Annotated in this window: 16 protein-coding genes and 1 tRNA gene; 10 read left to right on the forward strand and 7 right to left on the reverse strand. The window is 62.6% G+C overall.

The features are described 5' to 3' along the window. Window positions 1–215 precede the first annotated feature (215 nt). Complete coding sequence (locus tag EJ066_RS20715; RefSeq protein WP_126041176.1) at window positions 216–2357, forward strand: sodium-translocating pyrophosphatase; 2142 nt, start codon at window positions 216–218, stop codon at window positions 2355–2357. Window positions 2358–2574: 217 nt separating this feature from the next. Here the strand turns inward: EJ066_RS20715 and EJ066_RS20720 are convergent, their stop codons facing one another. Further along, window positions 2575–3102, reverse strand: a complete 528-nt coding sequence (locus EJ066_RS20720; RefSeq protein WP_126041178.1) for an outer membrane protein assembly factor BamE — start codon at window positions 3100–3102, stop codon at window positions 2575–2577. A 114-nt stretch (window positions 3103–3216) separates the two neighbouring features. On the opposite strand from EJ066_RS20720, the gene EJ066_RS20725 reads away from it, so the two are divergent. The 7 genes from EJ066_RS20725 to EJ066_RS20755 all read left to right on the forward strand — a co-directional run bounded on the left by EJ066_RS20725 (window position 3217) and on the right by EJ066_RS20755 (window position 8110). Further along, window positions 3217–3759 (forward strand): ubiquinol-cytochrome C chaperone family protein, encoded by a 543-nt coding sequence (locus EJ066_RS20725; protein WP_126041180.1) that lies wholly within the window; start codon window positions 3217–3219, stop codon window positions 3757–3759. Window positions 3760–3784: 25 nt separating this feature from the next. Beyond that, entirely contained in the window at window positions 3785–4333 is a 549-nt protein-coding gene (locus tag EJ066_RS20730) for a DUF177 domain-containing protein (protein WP_126041182.1), read from the forward strand. A gap of 130 nt (window positions 4334–4463) precedes the next feature. After that, a complete protein-coding gene (gene plsX, locus EJ066_RS20735; RefSeq protein ID WP_126041184.1) occupies window positions 4464–5534 on the forward strand; it encodes a phosphate acyltransferase PlsX in 1071 nt (356 codons plus the stop codon). Window positions 5535–5543: 9 nt separating this feature from the next. After that, complete coding sequence (locus EJ066_RS20740; protein ID WP_126041186.1) at window positions 5544–6515, forward strand: beta-ketoacyl-ACP synthase III; 972 nt, start codon at window positions 5544–5546, stop codon at window positions 6513–6515. A gap of 103 nt (window positions 6516–6618) precedes the next feature. Continuing rightward, window positions 6619–6942 carry an integration host factor subunit alpha gene (locus EJ066_RS20745; protein WP_126041188.1) on the forward strand — a complete coding sequence of 108 codons (324 nt, stop codon included), beginning with the start codon at window positions 6619–6621 and terminating at the stop codon, window positions 6940–6942. Between the two features lie 194 nt (window positions 6943–7136). Further along, window positions 7137–7679: a MerR family transcriptional regulator gene (locus EJ066_RS20750; protein WP_126041190.1), complete on the forward strand. Its 543-nt coding sequence runs from the start codon at window positions 7137–7139 to the stop codon at window positions 7677–7679. Window positions 7680–7771: 92 nt separating this feature from the next. After that, a complete protein-coding gene (locus EJ066_RS20755; RefSeq protein WP_126041192.1) occupies window positions 7772–8110 on the forward strand; it encodes a hypothetical protein in 339 nt (112 codons plus the stop codon). Between the two features lie 58 nt (window positions 8111–8168). Here EJ066_RS20755 and EJ066_RS20760 read toward each other — a convergent pair whose 3' ends face one another. After that, window positions 8169–8444: a hypothetical protein gene (locus tag EJ066_RS20760; RefSeq protein WP_126041194.1), complete on the reverse strand. Its 276-nt coding sequence runs from the start codon at window positions 8442–8444 to the stop codon at window positions 8169–8171. A gap of 457 nt (window positions 8445–8901) precedes the next feature. Between EJ066_RS20760 and EJ066_RS20765 the strand changes: the two genes are divergently transcribed. Next, entirely contained in the window at window positions 8902–9186 is a 285-nt protein-coding gene (locus tag EJ066_RS20765; protein WP_126041196.1) for a helix-turn-helix transcriptional regulator, read from the forward strand. A gap of 561 nt (window positions 9187–9747) precedes the next feature. On the opposite strand, the gene EJ066_RS20770 is transcribed toward EJ066_RS20765, so the two are convergent. The 5 genes from EJ066_RS20770 to EJ066_RS20790 form a co-directional block, all read right to left on the reverse strand. Beyond that, window positions 9748–9824, reverse strand: a tRNA-Pro gene (locus tag EJ066_RS20770). A gap of 36 nt (window positions 9825–9860) precedes the next feature. After that, the gene (locus EJ066_RS20775) at window positions 9861–11150 is read right to left on the reverse strand and encodes an O-antigen ligase family protein (protein ID WP_126041198.1); all 1290 of its coding nucleotides are present in this window, start codon (window positions 11148–11150) and stop codon (window positions 9861–9863) included. Continuing rightward, window positions 11147–12682 (reverse strand): undecaprenyl-phosphate glucose phosphotransferase, encoded by a 1536-nt coding sequence (locus EJ066_RS20780; protein WP_126041201.1) that lies wholly within the window; start codon window positions 12680–12682, stop codon window positions 11147–11149. The genes EJ066_RS20775 and EJ066_RS20780 overlap by 4 nt, the downstream gene beginning before the upstream one ends. 89 nt (window positions 12683–12771) lie before the next feature. Beyond that, window positions 12772–13902 carry a glycosyltransferase family 4 protein gene (locus tag EJ066_RS20785; protein ID WP_126041203.1) on the reverse strand — a complete coding sequence of 377 codons (1131 nt, stop codon included), beginning with the start codon at window positions 13900–13902 and terminating at the stop codon, window positions 12772–12774. Window positions 13903–13908: 6 nt separating this feature from the next. Next, window positions 13909–14472 (reverse strand): polysaccharide biosynthesis/export family protein, encoded by a 564-nt coding sequence (locus EJ066_RS20790; protein WP_126041205.1) that lies wholly within the window; start codon window positions 14470–14472, stop codon window positions 13909–13911. 359 nt (window positions 14473–14831) lie between these two features. On the opposite strand from EJ066_RS20790, the gene EJ066_RS20795 reads away from it, so the two are divergent. Then, entirely contained in the window at window positions 14832–17051 is a 2220-nt protein-coding gene (locus tag EJ066_RS20795; RefSeq protein WP_126041207.1) for an exopolysaccharide transport family protein, read from the forward strand. The last annotated feature ends 26 nt before the right edge of the window (window positions 17052–17077 follow it).

Raw genomic sequence — 17077 nt, forward strand, 5'->3', positions numbered from 1 at the left:
CGGCGCTGGCGAGCGTGATGCCGCCCATAACTTTTGGCCGAAAGCGGGCGCTTTTGGGCGAAAGCCGGGCAAAAACCGAACAATATCTTGACGTTCGCAACCCTGTTTCGCATAAGCCGGTGCGAAGGGAGCGGATTCCGCGCGCGGAATCCGCTCCCCGTCTCAACGGCCCAGGGAGGGGTTCTTTTGGGCCATCAATCGAGGAAAATTCGGCAATGACCATAATTTCCGCTGTCATCGCCTGCGGCCTGCTTTCAGTCCTTTACGCCATCTGGGCGACACGTTCGGTCCTTGCGGCCGATCAGGGCAATCAGCGTATGCAGGAAATCTCCGCGGCCATCCGCGAAGGCGCGCAGGCCTATCTGGCGCGCCAGTACACGACCATCGCCATCGTCGGGGTCGTGGTGCTGCTGCTCGCGTGGTGGCTGCTTTCGATCACCGCCGCCATAGGCTTCCTGATCGGCGCCGTTTTGTCGGGCGCCGCCGGCTTCATCGGCATGCACGTCTCGGTGCGCGCCAATGTGCGCACCGCGCAGGCGGCTTCCAACAGCCTCGCAGCCGGCCTCGAGATCGCCTTCAAATCGGGCGCCATCACCGGCATGCTGGTCGCTGGCCTGGCCCTGCTCGGCGTCTCGATCTACTACACGATCCTCACCCAGTTCATGGGCCTTCAGCCCGACGACCGTATCGTCATCGACGCGCTGGTTTCGCTCGGCTTCGGCGCTTCGCTGATCTCGATCTTCGCGCGTCTCGGCGGCGGCATCTTCACCAAGGGCGCCGACGTCGGCGGCGATCTCGTCGGCAAGGTCGAAGCCGGCATTCCCGAAGACGATCCGCGCAATCCGGCCACCATCGCCGACAATGTCGGCGACAATGTCGGCGACTGCGCCGGCATGGCCGCCGACCTGTTCGAGACCTACGCAGTGACCGTGGTCGCCACCATGGTCCTCGCCGCCATCTTCTTCGGCGGCACCGCCGTTCTCGGCGCCACGATGCTCTATCCGCTGGCCATCTGTGGCGCCTGCATCCTGACCTCCATCGTCGGCACGTTCTTCGTCAAGCTCGGCTCCAACGGCTCGATCATGGGCGCACTCTACAAGGGCCTGATCGTCACCGGCCTGTTGTCGATCGTCGGGCTCTCGGCCGCCACCTCGTTAACGCTGGGCTGGGGCGAGATCGGCACGGTCGCCGGCATGGTCATCACCGGCACGAACCTGTTCATCTGCGGCCTGATCGGCCTTCTGGTGACGGGCCTCATCGTGGTGATCACCGAATACTATACCGGCACCGACAAGCGCCCGGTGAACTCCATCGCCCAGGCATCGGTCACCGGTCACGGCACCAACGTTATCCAGGGCCTTGCGGTCTCGCTGGAATCGACAGCACTTCCGGCGATCGTCATCGTCGGCGGCATCATCTCGACCTACCAGCTCGCCGGCCTCTACGGCACGGCGATCGCGGTAACCACTATGCTCGGCCTCGCCGGCATGATCGTTGCGCTCGACGCCTTCGGCCCTGTCACCGACAATGCCGGCGGCATTGCCGAAATGGCTGGCTTGCCCAAGGAAGTGCGCCAATCCACCGATGCGCTCGACGCCGTCGGCAACACCACCAAGGCGGTGACAAAAGGTTACGCCATCGGTTCGGCCGGTCTCGGCGCGCTGGTGCTGTTCGCGGCCTACTCCAACGACCTGAAGTTCTTTGCCGCCAATGGCGACAGATATCCTTACTTCCAGGGCATGGGCGAAGTCTCCTTCGACCTCTCCAACCCTTACGTTGTCGCCGGTCTCATCTTCGGCGGCCTGATTCCGTATTTGTTCGGTGGCATCGCCATGACGGCCGTCGGCCGCGCGGCGGGCGCCATTGTCGAGGAGGTGCGCAAGCAGTTCCGCGAGGATCCGGGCATCATGGCCGGCACGTCGAAGCCGAACTATGCGCGTGCGGTCGACCTTCTGACCAAGGCGGCGATCCGGGAAATGATCATTCCGTCGCTGCTGCCGGTGCTGGCGCCGCTGGTCGTCTATTTCGGCGTGCTGCTGATTTCGGGCTCGAAGGCGTCCGCCTTTGCAGCACTTGGAGCCTCGCTGCTCGGCGTCATCGTCAACGGCCTGTTCGTCGCGATCTCGATGACCTCTGGCGGCGGCGCCTGGGACAACGCGAAAAAATCGTTCGAGGACGGCTTCACCGGCAAGGACGGCGTCAAGCACCTCAAGGGTTCCGAAGCGCACAAGGCCTCGGTGACCGGCGACACGGTCGGCGATCCCTACAAGGACACCGCCGGTCCGGCAGTCAACCCGGCGATCAAGATCACCAACATCGTCGCCCTGCTGCTGCTGGCCGTGCTCGCGCACGGCTGAGGCCGCTCGGCCTTTCCAGAGTCAAATCTACAACCAAACCCGCGGGAGCGATCCCGCGGGTTTGGTTTTGGATGCTGTGACGGGTCCAGGCTGCATTCAAGCGTCCGTGGTCCGAAGCTTGCGGCAATGCCGCTGTCTCGAAACAAAAACCCGCAGGATCGCTCCCGCGGGTTTTCGGTCGCCTGAGATGTTGCTGCTTTCGGGAAGCAAAGAAAAATCAGCTACCGGGCGTGCTGCCGCCGCCGCCGGGGAGGCCAGGCGCCAGCTTGCTGGCGCCGTTGATGATCTGGCTGAGGAAGTTCTGGTCCTTGCCGCCGGTCGGCGTGGTCCGTGAGATGAAGTCGAACACCTTGCCGTCCTTCAAGCCGTAATTGGCGATCTGGGTAACACGCCCGTCCTCGCCGAAATAGACGGCCAGCACCTTCTGGTCGACCAGCCTCGGCTTGTCGAAGGCTACGTAACGCTTGCGCGTCTGCGATATGTAATAGAAGGCCTCATTGTCGAACGTCGCCTTCGTCGACGGGGTGCCGAGCGCCAGAAGCACCTGTTCGCGGCTCGAGCCGACCGGCACCAGGTCGATCGCCTGCTGGTCGATGACATAGCCCTGCGTCAGCGTCTCGCTCGGATTGAGATCGCCGATCATCTTCGACGAGTTGCAGGCGGAAAGCGCCGAAGCAACCGCCAGCAGCGAGATCGCGCCGGCGGACCTGGGCAGAAAAGTCGATTTGAATTTCAGCGCGCGCAACTACAACTCCATTAGCTGGCCGCAACTTGCGCTGGGCCGCAAAACCGGTAAACCAGCTTGCTCGCCGATGCAACAAGGCCAATTCAACAAACGGTCCCCGGGAGACCACCCTCAATGTTCCAGCGCCTTTTCGGCCGCGAACGTCATGCCAACCGCGCTATCACCGAGGCGCTTTACGTACAAATCGTGGCAGCGGCGCGGCAAACCGTATTTTATTCCGGCTGGAATGTACCGGACACCCCGCTTGGCCGCTTCGAGATGCTGTCGCTGCACATGTTCCTGTTCCAGCACCGGCTGCGCGGGGAGGGCGGTGTTGCAGGCGAGGTCGCGCAGGTGCTGATCGACGAGTTCTTCATGGATGTCGAGCATTCGCTGCGGGAACTGGGCATCGGCGACGTCGGTGTGCCCAAGCGCATGAAGAAACTGGCGAAGATGTTCTATGGCCGCACCGCCGCCTATGACGATGCGCTGGAACGAAATGACCACGATGCACTCGCCGCCGCTCTTGCCCGCAATGTCAGGCCCGATGCCGGCGCCTGGCCGCAGGCAGCGCATCTGGCCGGCTACGTCGCCGGCGCCTCCAGGCAACTCGCGGAACAGCCGACCGAATCGATTGTTTCCGGCACAGTGGCATTCCCCGTCGCCAAGACTATTTAAGGAAACAAGGCTATCTAAGGAAAAGATGAAACACGCCGATCCCAAGAGCCCCGTGTCCTTCGTGGCCAACGTCGCCCGGCTGCCGCAAAAGGGGCTGCAGGTGGTGGTCGAGGCCGACGCCGCGCAGCGTGCCGCGCTGGCCGCCGAGCACGAGTTGCTTTCGGTCGAGAACTACCGCGCCGAACTGCTGGTGGCGCCATGGAAGCGCAACGGCGTCCAGGTCAGCGGCCGCGTCGAAGCCGACATCACCCAGGCCTGCATCGTCACCCTCGATCCGGTCGAGGCGCATATCGACGAGGCGGTCGACGCACTGTTCCTGCCGGAGCAGTCCAAGCTCGGGCGGCAGGGTTTCGAGGGCGGCGGCGAGATTCTGCTCGATGCCGAAGGGCCGGACAGCCCGGAAACCTTTTCCGGCAATACGATCGATGTCGGGGCGCTCGCCGAACAGTTCTTTGGACTGGCGATCGATCCCTATCCGCGCAAGCAAGGCGTTTCGATGGAGGCTGCCGACGATGCCGGGACTGCGGAAAGCGAATTCCAGCAAAAGCTGCGTTCCCTGCTGGGAAAATCCTGAAACCCGACCCAATCGGAGAAAAGCCGGTTGTGCGGCGGCCCAAAACCGCTATTTTCGCCGAACCTTCGCGAGCCCCGAACCGTCGCAAGCGCCAGGCGCTCGCTCAAGCAAACTGTGAGATGATTACCGCGTGATCAGGATTTCCATCGATGCCATGGGCGGCGATCACGGACCAAGCGTGGTCATCCCGGCGCTCATGACGGTCGCGACCCGGCGCCCCGACATCCGCTTCGTCATCTATGGCCGCGAGGAGGCGGTGCGCCCCGAGCTCGCAAAACTCCCCAAGCTGGCGGCAGTGAGCGAGTTCATCCACTGCGAGATAGCGGTCAGCATGGACGACAAGCCGAGCCAGGCGCTGCGCCATGGCCGCTGGAAGTCGTCGATGTGGAAAGCGGTCGAGGCAGTCAAGGCAGGCACTGCCGATGCCTGCGTCTCTGCCGGCAACACCGGTGCTTTGATGGCGATGTCGAAATTCTGCCTTCGCACCATGGCGACCATCGACCGCCCGGCGATCGCCGCTCTTTGGCCGACATTGCGCGGCGAAAGCGTGGTGCTGGACGTCGGCGCCACCATCGGCGCGGATGCGCATCAGCTGATTGATTTCGCCATTCTGGGCACCGGCATGGCGCGCTCGGTTTTCGGCATCGAACGGCCGAGTGTCGGCCTGCTCAATGTCGGCGTCGAGGAGATCAAGGGCCAGGAAGAGGTCAAGGAGGCGGGCCGCATGTTGCGCGAGGCCAACATGGCCTCGATGAACTACCACGGTTTCGTCGAGGGCGACGACATCGGCAAGGGCGCTGTCGACGTGGTCGTCACCGAAGGATTTGCCGGCAACATCGCGCTGAAGACGGCGGAAGGCACGGTGAGGCAGATCGCCGGTTACCTGCGCGCCGCGATGAACCGGACGCTGATGGCCAGGATCGGCTATATATTCGCCAAGGGCGCCTTCGATCGCCTGCGCGAGAAGATGGATGTCGGCCGCTCCAACGGCGGTGTTTTCCTGGGGCTGAACGGCATCGTGGTGAAAAGCCACGGCGGGGCTGATTCGGATGGCTTCGCGGCAGCGATCGAGCTTGGCTACGACATGGTGCGTAACAATCTGCTCGATCGCATCGAAGCCGATCTCGACCTGTTCCATGCGCGCAATCCGCATGCCCAGACATCCAGGAAATCCGACGTCGTTGCCGACGCAAAGGAATAGGAAAGAGCCTTGATCAGATCAGTCGTGCGCGGCACAGGCGCCGCGCTGCCCCGCCGCATCATGAAGAATGCCGATTTCGAAGGCATGGTCGAGACCTCCGACGAGTGGATCGCCCAGCGCACCGGCATCCGCCAGCGCCATATCGCGGCCGACGACGAGACAACGGCTTCGCTCGGCGAGGCGGCGGCGCGCGCGGCCCTCGACAATGCCGGGCTGACGCCTGATGACATCGATCTGATCGTGCTGGCGACCTCGACGCCCAACAACACGTTTCCGGCCACCGCCGTCGACATCCAGAACCGGCTCGGCATGCATCACGGCTTCGCCTTCGACCTGCAGGCGGTGTGCTCGGGCTTCGTCTACGCGGTGACGACCGCCGACCTCTATATCCGTGGCGGCCTGGCCAAACGCGTGCTGGTGATCGGCTCGGAAACCTTCTCGCGCATCCTCGACTGGAGCGACCGCTCGACCTGCGTCCTGTTTGGCGACGGCGCCGGCGCGATGGTGCTGGAGGCAGGAGAGGGGACGGGCAGCATTGTCGACCGCGGCGTGCTGGCGGCCAGCCTGCGCTCCGACGGGACCCACAAGGACAAGCTGTTCGTCGATGGCGGACCATCGACCACCGGAACGGTGGGCTATCTCAGGATGGAAGGCCGCGAAGTGTTCAAGCACGCGGTCGGCATGATCACCGACGTCATCGAGGCGACATTCTCGGCTGCCGGCATCACCGCTGAGGATCTCGACTGGTTCGTGCCGCATCAGGCCAACAAACGAATTATCGACGCTTCCGCCAAAAAGCTCGAAATAGCAGAGCAAAAGGTTGTGGTTACGGTCGATTTGCACGGCAACACCTCGGCTGCTTCCGTGCCGCTGGCTCTGTCGGTGGCCGTCGCCGACGGCCGCATCAAGAAGGGTGACCTGGTGCTGCTCGAGGCGATGGGCGGGGGCTTCACCTGGGGCGCGGTTTTGGTTCGCTGGTAAGTGCCGAACTGACAGGTTCGGTCCTTGACCTTGACGGATCAATTACTTAGGTTCTGCCGTTGCTTGTATCGATTTATGTTTTTGAGCTGATGGGACGGTTCGCATGGGGGGAAAGACACTTACGCGCGCCGACCTTGCCGAAGCCGTTTACCGCAAGGTTGGCCTGTCGCGTACTGAATCGGCCGAACTGGTCGAGGCGGTTCTGGACGAGATTTGCGAAGCGATCGTTCGCGGCGAGACGGTGAAATTGTCGTCGTTCGCAACGTTCCATGTCCGCTCCAAGAACGAGCGCATCGGGCGCAATCCCAAAACCGGCGAAGAAGTGCCGATCCTGCCGCGCCGCGTGATGACCTTCAAGTCGTCGAATGTACTGAAGAACCGCATCCTGCGCGCCCATCAGAACAGCAAGGCCAAGGGCGGTAAGTAGCGCCTGCTTCAAGGCTTCGGTTGAAAACAGCCGCTCCCTTTGACGCCAGGCTTGAATATTGTTTCATAAACCGCTGAAATAAAGCCTGATTCGGCAGGACAGGCCGGATCGGAATGACTCTTTGTTGAGCATGATCTTGTCCGAAAACCGATTCCCACTTTTCGGGATCATGCTCCAGCGTGAGGATTTCGCCCATGGACAAGAGCCCCGATGCTTTCCGCACCATCAGTGAGGTCGCAGAAGATCTCGACCTGCCGCAGCACGTGCTGCGTTTCTGGGAAACGCGTTTCAATCAGATCAAGCCGATGAAGCGCGGCGGTGGCCGCCGCTACTACCGGCCGCAGGATGTCGAACTGATCAAAGGCATCCGCCACATGCTCTACGACCAGGGCTACACGATCAAGGGCGTGCAGAAGCTGCTGCGCGAGAACGGCAACCATTTCCTGGTCGCCATCGGCAATGGCGACATGGCAGCGGTCGAGGCGATCGCGCAGCGCCGGCAGGCCGATGCGGTGCCGCTGACGCCGGCTGCCCAGCCGCGCGGCGCGGATGACGAGATGCTGGTTGGCGAGCCCAAGGTGAAACCCAGCCGGCGCTTTTTCGGCATTGGCAAGACCGACGACGAAGGCCCGGTGCAACCGGGCACGTCGAAACTCTCGCGTGACAATCGCGCTTTGCTGCAGGAGGCGCTGTTCGACCTTCTGGAGTGCAAGCGCCTGCTCGATCAGGTGCGCTGACGCGACGCGCTTTAAGAGCCGATCGATCGCGGGCAGAAACCGGAACTGCTTCCGGAATCATGCGTTCCTTCCGCAAAGGAAGGACGTACATCATGACATTATTTTCCACCCTCTCCGACATCGATCTTGAAAAGCAGGTCGCGGCCCTTTCCAGGGAACTGGCGGCGTTGAGGAAAGCCGTGTCCAGGCGGGGCGGCTCCTACTACGAGGATGGGCGTGACGCCGCATCGGGCTATTATTCGGATATTGCCGAGCGCTTCAGCGACGCTCTGCCCGCGATCAGGAAGCAAGGCAGAGCGATCGAGAAGACGGCGCGCGATCATCCGGCGACAGCGGCTGCTGTCGGGCTGGTTGTGGTCGGGCTCGTCGCCAGCCTGTTCCTCAGCCGGCAGCAGAAAACGTCGCGAGCGACATCGAGATCGGCACGTTGAGACAAAAGAAAATGGCGGCCGTCCGCGGACGGCCGCCATTTTTGTCGACGACAGTCGATCAGCGCGCGAGCCTGATCTTGCCCTTCGTGCCGACCTGAGTGGTCTGGTAGCACTTGCCATAGACGGTGCCGGAGGAATCAGTGCCGTCAACGTATTTGCCCTTGCAGTCGAGCTGCAGCACCATACAGGGGCCGTGACCCTTGCAGACAGCGCCGCCGCCGCTCGGAATGGTGCCGTCGGCGAAGGCCGAGCTCGGAACGGAAATCGAGCCGAAGGCCGAGACGACGATGGCCGCGGCGAGCGAAAGGCGCTTGAAGTTCGAGATATTGGTCATTTGAGCATTTCCTTCTCTGGATCGAGGATCGCCGTCCTGGCGTCCTTCTGGTTGGGGATCGCCTTCTTGGCGTCCATGCCATCTTGGTGCGGCTCTCAGAGGAAAGGTTCACACGTGCGTTCAGAAAAATTCGCGGCCCCTGACGCGTTTGCGCTTGCATCAAGTTCCCGCTGCTGATCCGATCTCTCAAAACGGCTGGCGGCCAGTGACAGTCGCTTGACGAGCGAGCGGCTCGGAGCCGTCAAACAGGTCGGCGATCGGCCAGTCGAACGAACCCGGTCGGAATGGCATCCCGCGCCGGCGTCGCTGCGGCCTATGCCAAGTCTGCACTGGTCGGTATCACGATGCCGTGACGGTTTTTTTGGTGCTTGGCAAATCGTTAATGACCGGGCATTCTCGCAACCGTTCCAGGCAACATCATTATTTGATCAAACTCTTTCAGCCCATGGAGTTGCCAATGCCCCACATAGCAAAAAAAGAGCCCATCTCCGAACTGGCGGCAATCGAAGCTGTGCCTGATCACAGCGCCCTCAGAGCCATCCGGGAAACCAGGGGATACAGCATGGAAGAGCTGTCCCTGACGTGCGGCCTGGCGGTCGATGAGATCGCGGACATCGAAAACGGCAGGAGTGCCGACCCGTCGAAGCTTCGACGAATAGCCTCTGCGCTTCGGCTTCCGGAAAACGCGCTGATCGATACAGCCGTTCTGGCACAATCCGCGGAAAATCGACCCGTCTCGTAACAGCGACACCAGAGTATCTGCTCAACATGGTCGGAGCGGCCGAATTCGAACCGGCGAGCTCTCGACCCCGGATCGCATGGCCGTTTTTGCGGCCGGTCCAACGGCGGCGGCCGCCTTCGAGAAGGGGGCCGCCCGCCATGGTCGGTGGAATTGCGCCGCAGCGCGTCCGTGCGGGAAGCAAGAACAAAGGGTGACCGGCGCTGCAGGTATAGGGGATGCCTGGCGGCGCCGGTCAGGCGAAAGTTAGGCACTCCCGCACCTAAAGATAGCTGAGTCCTGACGTGCGTCATGCGCGCTCATGGGAGTATTTGCCGGCTACATTCGATGCCGGTTTCGGTGGGCCACCCACACCTGATCCCCCATTTGGTTTCGATATCGATCGCGTGTGATACCAAAAAGGCTGAGCTGGTGGTGGGCTTGACGCGAACTGATCGGCTGGAGGGCGCGGCTCCAAAAAGCCACGGTGGCCGGAAAGGAAAGGCCTCGAAGGCCCTAATTTCCCGTTCTCGCGCGTCCCTAGTTTCCCCGGATTTCAATAAGCCTTGGGCTTCAAGGACTTAATGGTCGGAGTGGCCGGATTCGAACCGACGACCCCTTGACCCCCAGTCAAGTGCGCTACCGGGCTGCGCTACACTCCGGACCGGTCGCGATGTATCGTGATAACCCGGTTCCGGTCAACCGAATTCGGCGGCTTTTCTGCCAGATGGAATTGCAGCCGCCGGCATGGGCTGCGCCGCCGGCCTTAATTGCCGCTGATGGCGGTATTCGAGCGCGATGGCGCCCCAGATCAGTCCGAGCAGCAGATAGACATGGCGCCAATGATCGATGTCGATGAAGGTGCCCAAGCCGATATTGCCGATGAAGGCGACATAGGCGCACAGAAGATAGGGCTGCCACGGCCTGTCGCGCAGGAGAATGCGGAAGCCGGCGGCGATCGTCCAGCACGTCAGCGTCAGGAACGACACGAAGCCGAGCCAGCCATAGTCCATCAGCATCTTCAGCCAGATGTCGTGCGTGTCCTCGCCGAAAATCGTGCCGAAGACGAGCGGGCCGATGCCGAGCGGATGCTCCAGCGCCATCTGGAAACCGATCGTGTAGCGGGCGAAGCGGCCGAGGCGGGCGGTGTCATAACTCTGCTCCAGCTGGGCGCGGCTGGAAAACATCTCCGAGACGCCCGGCAGCTGCAGGATGACAAGCATCGCGACGACCAGCAGCGAGATGGCGGCGACGGTCATGACGACGACACGCAGCCGGAACATGCCGCTGGCGCTCTGCAGGAACAGAGCGCCGGTGAGCAGGATCGCCGCAACGCCGAACATGCCCCAGGCGCCGCGCGAGAAGGAGAAGAAAATGCCGGCCGTGATGATCAGCAGCGGCACCGCCAGCAAGGGCATGCGTGAGACTGGGCCTGTCAGCAGGAGATGGAGCAGGTAGATGCCGGGCAGCACCAGGAACGGCCCGAACACGTTCGGATCCTGGAAGGCGCCCGTGGCGCGGTCGTACTTGGTGAAGATCTCCGCCCCAGGGAAGGCATGGAAATAGCCTGCTATACCAAGCATCGAGGTCAGCACCGCCGACATCACATAGGCCAGGAAGATCGACCGGTAGAGACTGGGCTGGACCGATGTCACCGAGGCGAAGAAAGCCGCGGTGAAGGCAAGGAACAGCGACACCGAGAGATAGAGCGGGGTGCTGGCAATATCCGACATCTGGGTCATCGAGATCATGCCGCCGATGTTCATGATCACCAAGAGCACCAGCAGCGGCGCCGCCGCGCGCGATATGCGCAGGCCGAACAGGGTCCACACCGCCATCAGCCCGGCCATGTAGAGGTCGTATGGCGCCGGCTCGTCGATGACGAAACCGGACAGGAAGACGCCGAGGAAAACCGCGCCCGACGCAATCAGCGCGATCAGCTTGGCGTTGACCACGGCCGGCGGCAGTTCGCGCGTGACGGCGCTCAATAGGCGTTTTCCGTATTGAGCAACCGGACCGGTGTCAGGAACAGGATCCTCAGATCGAACAGCAGCGACCAGTTCTCGATGTAATAGAGGTCGTACTCCGTCCGCATGCGTATCTTCTCGTTGGTGTCCATCTCGCCGCGCCAGCCATTGATCTGCGCCCAGCCGGTGACGCCGGGCTTGACCTTGTGGCGTGCGAAATAGCCGTCGACCACCTCATTGTAGAGGAGATTGTGCGACTGGGCGGCAATGGCGTGCGGGCGCGGGCCGACCAGCGACAGCGAACCGAAAAGCGAATTGAAGAACTGCGGCAACTCGTCGATCGAGGTCTTGCGGATGAAGCGGCCGACGCGGGTGACGCGCGGGTCGTTCTTGGTCACCGTCTGCTTGGCCGTCGGGTCCGCCTTGTCCGTATACATCGAGCGGAACTTGTAGACCTCGATGACCTCATTGTTGAAGCCGTGCCGCTTCTGGTGGAACAGCACCGGTCCCTTGCTGTCGAGCTTGATGGCGATCGCGGTCGCCAGCATGACCGGCGAGAACACGATGATGCCGATGATCGAGAAGACGATGTCGAAGGCGCGCTTGGCGACCGAATCCCAGTCGTTGATCGGCTTGTCGAAGATATCGAGCATCGGCACGGAGCCGATGTAGGAATAGGAGCGCGGCCGGAACTGCAGCGCGTTCGAATGCGCCGATAGCCGGATATCGACCGGCAGCACCCACAGCTTCTTCAAAAGCTGCAGGACGCGCGATTCGGCGGTCAGCGGCAGCGACACGATCAGCATGTCGATGCGGGCGATGCGGGCGAACTCGATGAGCTCGGAAACGGTGCCGAGCTTCGGGTAGCCGGCGACGATGGGTGGCGAGCGCTTGTCGCCGCGGTCGTCGAAGATGCCGCAGATGCGGATGTCGTTGTAAGGCTGCTTTTCGACGGAGCGGATCAGGACTTCCGCCGCCGTGCCGCCGCCGACGATGACGGCGCGACGCTCCATGCGCCCGTCGCGCGCCCAGCGCCGGATCAGCTTGGACATCATGAGCCTGAGGCCGAAGATCAGCACGAAACCGACGACGAACCAGGTGCCGAAAAGCAGGCGCGAGTAATCCTCCGACATCTTCATGATGAATGCCGTCAGTGCCATCAGGGCAAAGGTGCCGGCCCAGACCAGCAGGAGACGGCCGAAATTGGCAATCGGCCGCATCAGCGAGACGATCTGGTAGCAGTCGGTGACGTCGAACAGCACCACGGCGAGGAACGAGGCGGCGGCGATCGTCAGCGGATATTGCCAGGCGAGATGGTTGAAGAAGCCGACATAATGGAGATAGAGGCTGAGACCTGACAGGAACAGCAGCGCGAATTCGACCATGCGCAGGACGCCGCTGACCATGATCGGCGACATGGTATCGCGCCGGTACTGCGTCGCGACCTGACGGGCGACGTCATTCATGCCGCCGGACGTCGGGCTCTCGGGAGGACCGTCGAATTTACGCACCGCCTCTATCGAAAAGCGGCGCGCGGGGTCGATCTCGTTCATGGTGTATCCGCAAAGCTTCCCTCAGGTGAGTAGCAAAAGAGAGCTAAGAAACCCTTGAAACAACTGGTGGCTTTGGAGCGGCTTTGGGGTTAGCGCTTGAGCGCGGCGAAATAGGCCGTCTCGATCGCGCCGGCCATCACGTCGGCGCCGAATCGCGCCTTGAGGTTGATGGTATCGGGCATCAGGTTGCCGTAGCCTTTGAGGTCGGCCAGCGCCGCACTCATCTTGTCGCCGAGTTCGCGCGGATCGGGCCGGATCAGCGCAGGAGAACCGGCGCCCAGGATTTCCGGTATGCCGCCGACGGCGGTGGCGATCATCGATTTGCCGGCGGCGAGCGTCTCCAGCACGATGTAGGGCATGGCTTCCGCGCGCGAGGGAACGACGACCAACTCGGCCAGCGCGAAGGCTTCGCGCGCCGGCATCGGCGGCAGGAAGCGCATATGGCCTTCGAGCCCGAGCCGCTTCACTTGTGCATGGTAGCGCGGCAGGTCGTCGCCGTCCCCGACCATCACCGCTTTCAACGGGCGGCCGAGCCGCGTTGCGGCAAGAACCAGCGCATCGATGAAGATGTCCGGTCCCTTGAGGTCGCGCATCATGCCGATATAGAGGACATCGGCTGCATTCCGCTCGACCCGCACCGGCTCGAACTCGGCGGCGCGTAGCCCGTTGTAGACAAGGTTGTTCGGGATGGGTGGTTCGCCGACCTTCCTGCGATATGTCTGCCTTTCATAATCGGAGACAAACAGAAGATAGTCGGTGAAACGCGCCATGAACCGTTCGAGCGCGAAGAACAGCTTGCCCGTGGCGGTCGTCTCGTCATAGTGGAGAGAGCCGCCATGAGGCGAATAAAGGCGGGCTACGCGAGACCTTGATACCCGCAACAATGAGCCGAACAGGCGGGCATAGGCGCCACCCTTGGCGCCGTGCCCGTGGAGCACGTCCGGCCGCAATTCCTTGATGATCCCAAAGGTGCGCCAGGCTGAGGCGAGGTCGCCCGGCCCGACATGTCGCTGCATCGGCGTGCGATGGATGCCGAGCGCCATTGTGCCTTTCATCTGTTCGAACAGATGTTCCTCGAAATCGCCGCCCGTCGTCGAATCGCAGACGATGCCGACGGAATGCCCAGCGGCTACCTGCGCCTCGGTCAGGTCGCGCACGTGACGAAAAATCCCTCCGACAGGTGAGCGGAAGCAGTGGACGATCCTGAGAGTGTCCGCCACGTGGGTCTAGAACAGGCGTTCGCGGACGTAGATCGTATCGCCGGGCAGAAGCGGGTCGGAGGTCGGCACGCGACCGGTCATGACCTTGCCGTTGATGTCGCGGGTGATGTCGACGCTTTCCTGGTTGGCGCGCGGGCTGAACCCGCCGGCGATGGCAATCGCCTTCTGCACGGTCAGGCCGGGAACATAGGAATACTGGCCCGCGGCACCGACTTCGCCCATGATGAAGATCGGCCGGTACCGGTCGATCTCGACCGAAACGTCCGGGTCGCGCAGGTAGCCTTGGCGCAATTTGTCGGCGATCTCGCCTTCGAGTTGATGTGCAGTGTGGCCGCGCGCCGGCACGGCGCCGACGAGCGGGATGGACAGGTAGCCGGACTGGTCGACGCTGTAGATGTTGGTCAATCCTTCCTGCTCGAACACGGTGACGCGGACCCGGTCGCCGGCGCCGAGGCGATAGGGCTGGTCGAGCGTTTTATGAAAGGCTGCCGGCGCCGGCCGGTAGCTGGAGCAGCCGGCAAGCAACGACACGGTGAGCAGCGCGCGGAAGAGGGAAGCAGTGCTTTTCATGACCGGACACGTACCTTCGACTGGCCGCCGTTACACCGCGGCAAACCCTGAGGATCGGGGTCCGTTATCGTCCCGTTAGGGTTAATGGCCGGTAAAGGCGCGCTGCCGAAGTGGCGGCAACGGATGAAAGATGGCCGATTCTGATGCTTTTGTTGCCGCTTGCCAGTAAACCCTAACAGAGGCTTATCGCGATATTAACGGCTGAGTTACCATAGTTGTTTACGGTGCATCGTGACCAATGCATGTCGCCCAAAGTGCGCAGCGGTTTTGGGATAACGGCATGCATGAAAACAAGACCTTAAAGCGCGTCGCATGAATCTGTTCAAACGCGACGCGCTTTAAGTACCGGAGCAGGATGCATGTCCGTTCAATCCGCGGCCGCAAATGTCGACGTCGATCTCAGGCAGCTCTTCGCAAGCCTTGCGAGGAACTGGCTTCGCATTCTTGTCGTCGCGCTGGTTGTAACCGGCTTGGCGTTAGCGCTCGCCTGGCTCGCTACGCCGCATTACAAGGCCGAAACACGGCTTTTGATCGAAACGCGTGAATCGGTTTACACGCGCCCCGACGGCACAAACGACAACGACAAGCCGATTCTGGACGAGGAAGGCGTGACCAGTCAGGTCGAGGTCATTTCCTCGACCGACATCCTCAAGCAGGTGGCGCAGAAGCTCAATTTGTCGCGGCTTCCCGAGTTCGACGAAACGGCGGACATGCCGGTATTGAGCCGTCTGCTCGTCATCGCCGGCCTGAAAAGCGACCCCAACGAGATTCCGCCGCAAGAACGCGTGCTGAAGACGATGCGCGAGAAGCTCAACGTCTACCGCGTTGAAAAGTCTCGCGTTATCGTCATCGAATTCTCCTCGGAAAACCCCAGGCTCGCCGCCGAAATTCCGAACGCCATCGCCGACGCCTACATCTCCGTCCAGGGCAATGCCAAGACCGAATCGAATTCCGCCGCAACCGACTGGCTGGCGCCTGAGATCGCCGACCTGTCGAGGCGGGTAAAGGATGCCGAGGCCAAGGTGGCAAGCTATCGCGCCCAGTCCGATCTCTTGATGGGCGGCAACAATTCGGTGCTCGCCACGCAACAGCTTTCCGAACTGTCGAGCGAACTGTCGCGGGTGCGCGCCAATCGCGCCTCGGCGGAAGCGACCGCCGACAGCGTGCGCAGGGCGCTGCAGAATGGCGGCTCGCTGGATGCGGTGCCGGAGGTGCTGTCTTCCGAGCTCATCCAGCGCCTGCGCGAGCGGCAGGTCGAGCTCAACGCCAATATCGCCGACCTCTCCACCTCCTTGCTCGACAATCATCCGCGCATCCGGGCGCTGAAATCGCAGCTTGCAGATCTCGATCGCCAGATCCGCAACGAGGCCGAAAAGATTATGAAAGGCCTGATGACGCAGGCGCAGACCGCCCAGGCCCGTGAAAACCAGCTTGTCGCCGACGTCAACACGCTGAAGGCCGCATCGGCGCGCGCCGGCGACCAGCAGGTCGAACTGGATGCGCTGCAGCGCGAAGCGACCGCCCAGCGCCAACTGCTCGAATCCTACCTGACCCGCTACCGTGAGGCGTCCTCGCGCAAGGACAGCAACTATCTGCCGGTCGATGCCCGTGTCTTTTCCCGCGCGGTGGCGCCGTCGGAGCCCTATTTCCCGAAGATCCTGCCGATTGCCGGTGCGGCCTTGGTCGGCTCGTTGCTGCTCATGGCGATCGTGACGCTTCTGCAAGAGCTGTTTTCGGGTCGCGCCATGCGGCCGGCCACCGGCGCTCGCTTCGAGCGGATCGAACAGGTCGCGATGCCGGCTGTCCGCCAGGAACCCACTGTCCTCCAGGAGACAGAGGAGCGTCAGCCGGAAGCCGACGCGAAGCCCTATACCGCCGCGATGCCCTATGCTGCAGCGGCCCCCGATATGATCGCGACGGCCGAAGAGCCGGCCTCCGAAGAGCAGGCGTTCGCCGAGCCAGTACCGGCGCGTGCGACCTTGGGTGAGATCGACATCGAGCATGCAGCTGAAAAACTGATCGCCAGTGGTGCCGCGCGCGCCATATTCGTCTCGCCGGAAGGCGACGAGGCTGCCGCCTCGGCGGTCCTGGTGGCGCGCGAGGTCTCGGACGCCGGCCTGCGTGTGCTCCTGCTCGATCTCACCGCTTCGGGCGCCGCCTCGCGGCCGATGCTGGACAGCAGGCTTTTCCCGGGCATTACCAATCTGCTCGCCTCCGAAGCGGTGTTCAGCGACGTGATCCATCCCGATCTCTATTCGGACTGCCACGTCATTCCCGTCGGCACCGCCGATCCGGTCCGCGCCATGCGCGCCGCCGACCGGCTGCCGATCATCATGCAGTCGTTGACCACTGCCTACGATCTGGTCGTGGTCGAATGCGGACCCACCGACGCGCAAGGCATCAGCCGCCTGGTGGGCGAGGGCACCGAGGTCTTCCTGTCGATGCTGGAGCCGGACGACGAGGTGGCGCAGGCCGCGATCGAGCTGATCGAGAGCGGCTATCCCGACCTGACGCTGGTGACGCCGGTCGGCCATGAGACGCCAGGAACGCCGATGCCCGGACGGCGCTCGGCGGCCTGAGGTGGTGGCGCAAAGCGGCTGCTTGC

This window comes from Mesorhizobium sp. M9A.F.Ca.ET.002.03.1.2 (assembly GCF_003952365.1).
GTDB lineage: Bacteria > Pseudomonadota > Alphaproteobacteria > Rhizobiales > Rhizobiaceae > Mesorhizobium.

What these genes read in the sequence shown, in the direction of transcription:
- EJ066_RS20795 (WP_126041207.1), top strand. Translation starts at nt 14,832, where the DNA reads ATGTCCGTTCAATCCGCGGCCGCAAATGTCGACGTCGATCTCAGGCAG.
- EJ066_RS20780 (WP_126041201.1), bottom strand. Translation starts at nt 12,682, where the DNA reads ATGAACGAGATCGACCCCGCGCGCCGCTTTTCGATAGAGGCGGTGCGT.
- EJ066_RS20715 (WP_126041176.1), top strand. Translation starts at nt 216, where the DNA reads ATGACCATAATTTCCGCTGTCATCGCCTGCGGCCTGCTTTCAGTCCTT.
- EJ066_RS20730 (WP_126041182.1), top strand. Translation starts at nt 3,785, where the DNA reads ATGAAACACGCCGATCCCAAGAGCCCCGTGTCCTTCGTGGCCAACGTC.
- EJ066_RS20725 (WP_126041180.1), top strand. Translation starts at nt 3,217, where the DNA reads ATGTTCCAGCGCCTTTTCGGCCGCGAACGTCATGCCAACCGCGCTATC.
- EJ066_RS20750 (WP_126041190.1), top strand. Translation starts at nt 7,137, where the DNA reads ATGGACAAGAGCCCCGATGCTTTCCGCACCATCAGTGAGGTCGCAGAA.
- EJ066_RS20760 (WP_126041194.1), bottom strand. Translation starts at nt 8,444, where the DNA reads ATGACCAATATCTCGAACTTCAAGCGCCTTTCGCTCGCCGCGGCCATC.
- EJ066_RS20765 (WP_126041196.1), top strand. Translation starts at nt 8,902, where the DNA reads ATGCCCCACATAGCAAAAAAAGAGCCCATCTCCGAACTGGCGGCAATC.
- EJ066_RS20755 (WP_126041192.1), top strand. Translation starts at nt 7,772, where the DNA reads ATGACATTATTTTCCACCCTCTCCGACATCGATCTTGAAAAGCAGGTC.
- EJ066_RS20745 (WP_126041188.1), top strand. Translation starts at nt 6,619, where the DNA reads ATGGGGGGAAAGACACTTACGCGCGCCGACCTTGCCGAAGCCGTTTAC.
- EJ066_RS20790 (WP_126041205.1), bottom strand. Translation starts at nt 14,472, where the DNA reads ATGAAAAGCACTGCTTCCCTCTTCCGCGCGCTGCTCACCGTGTCGTTG.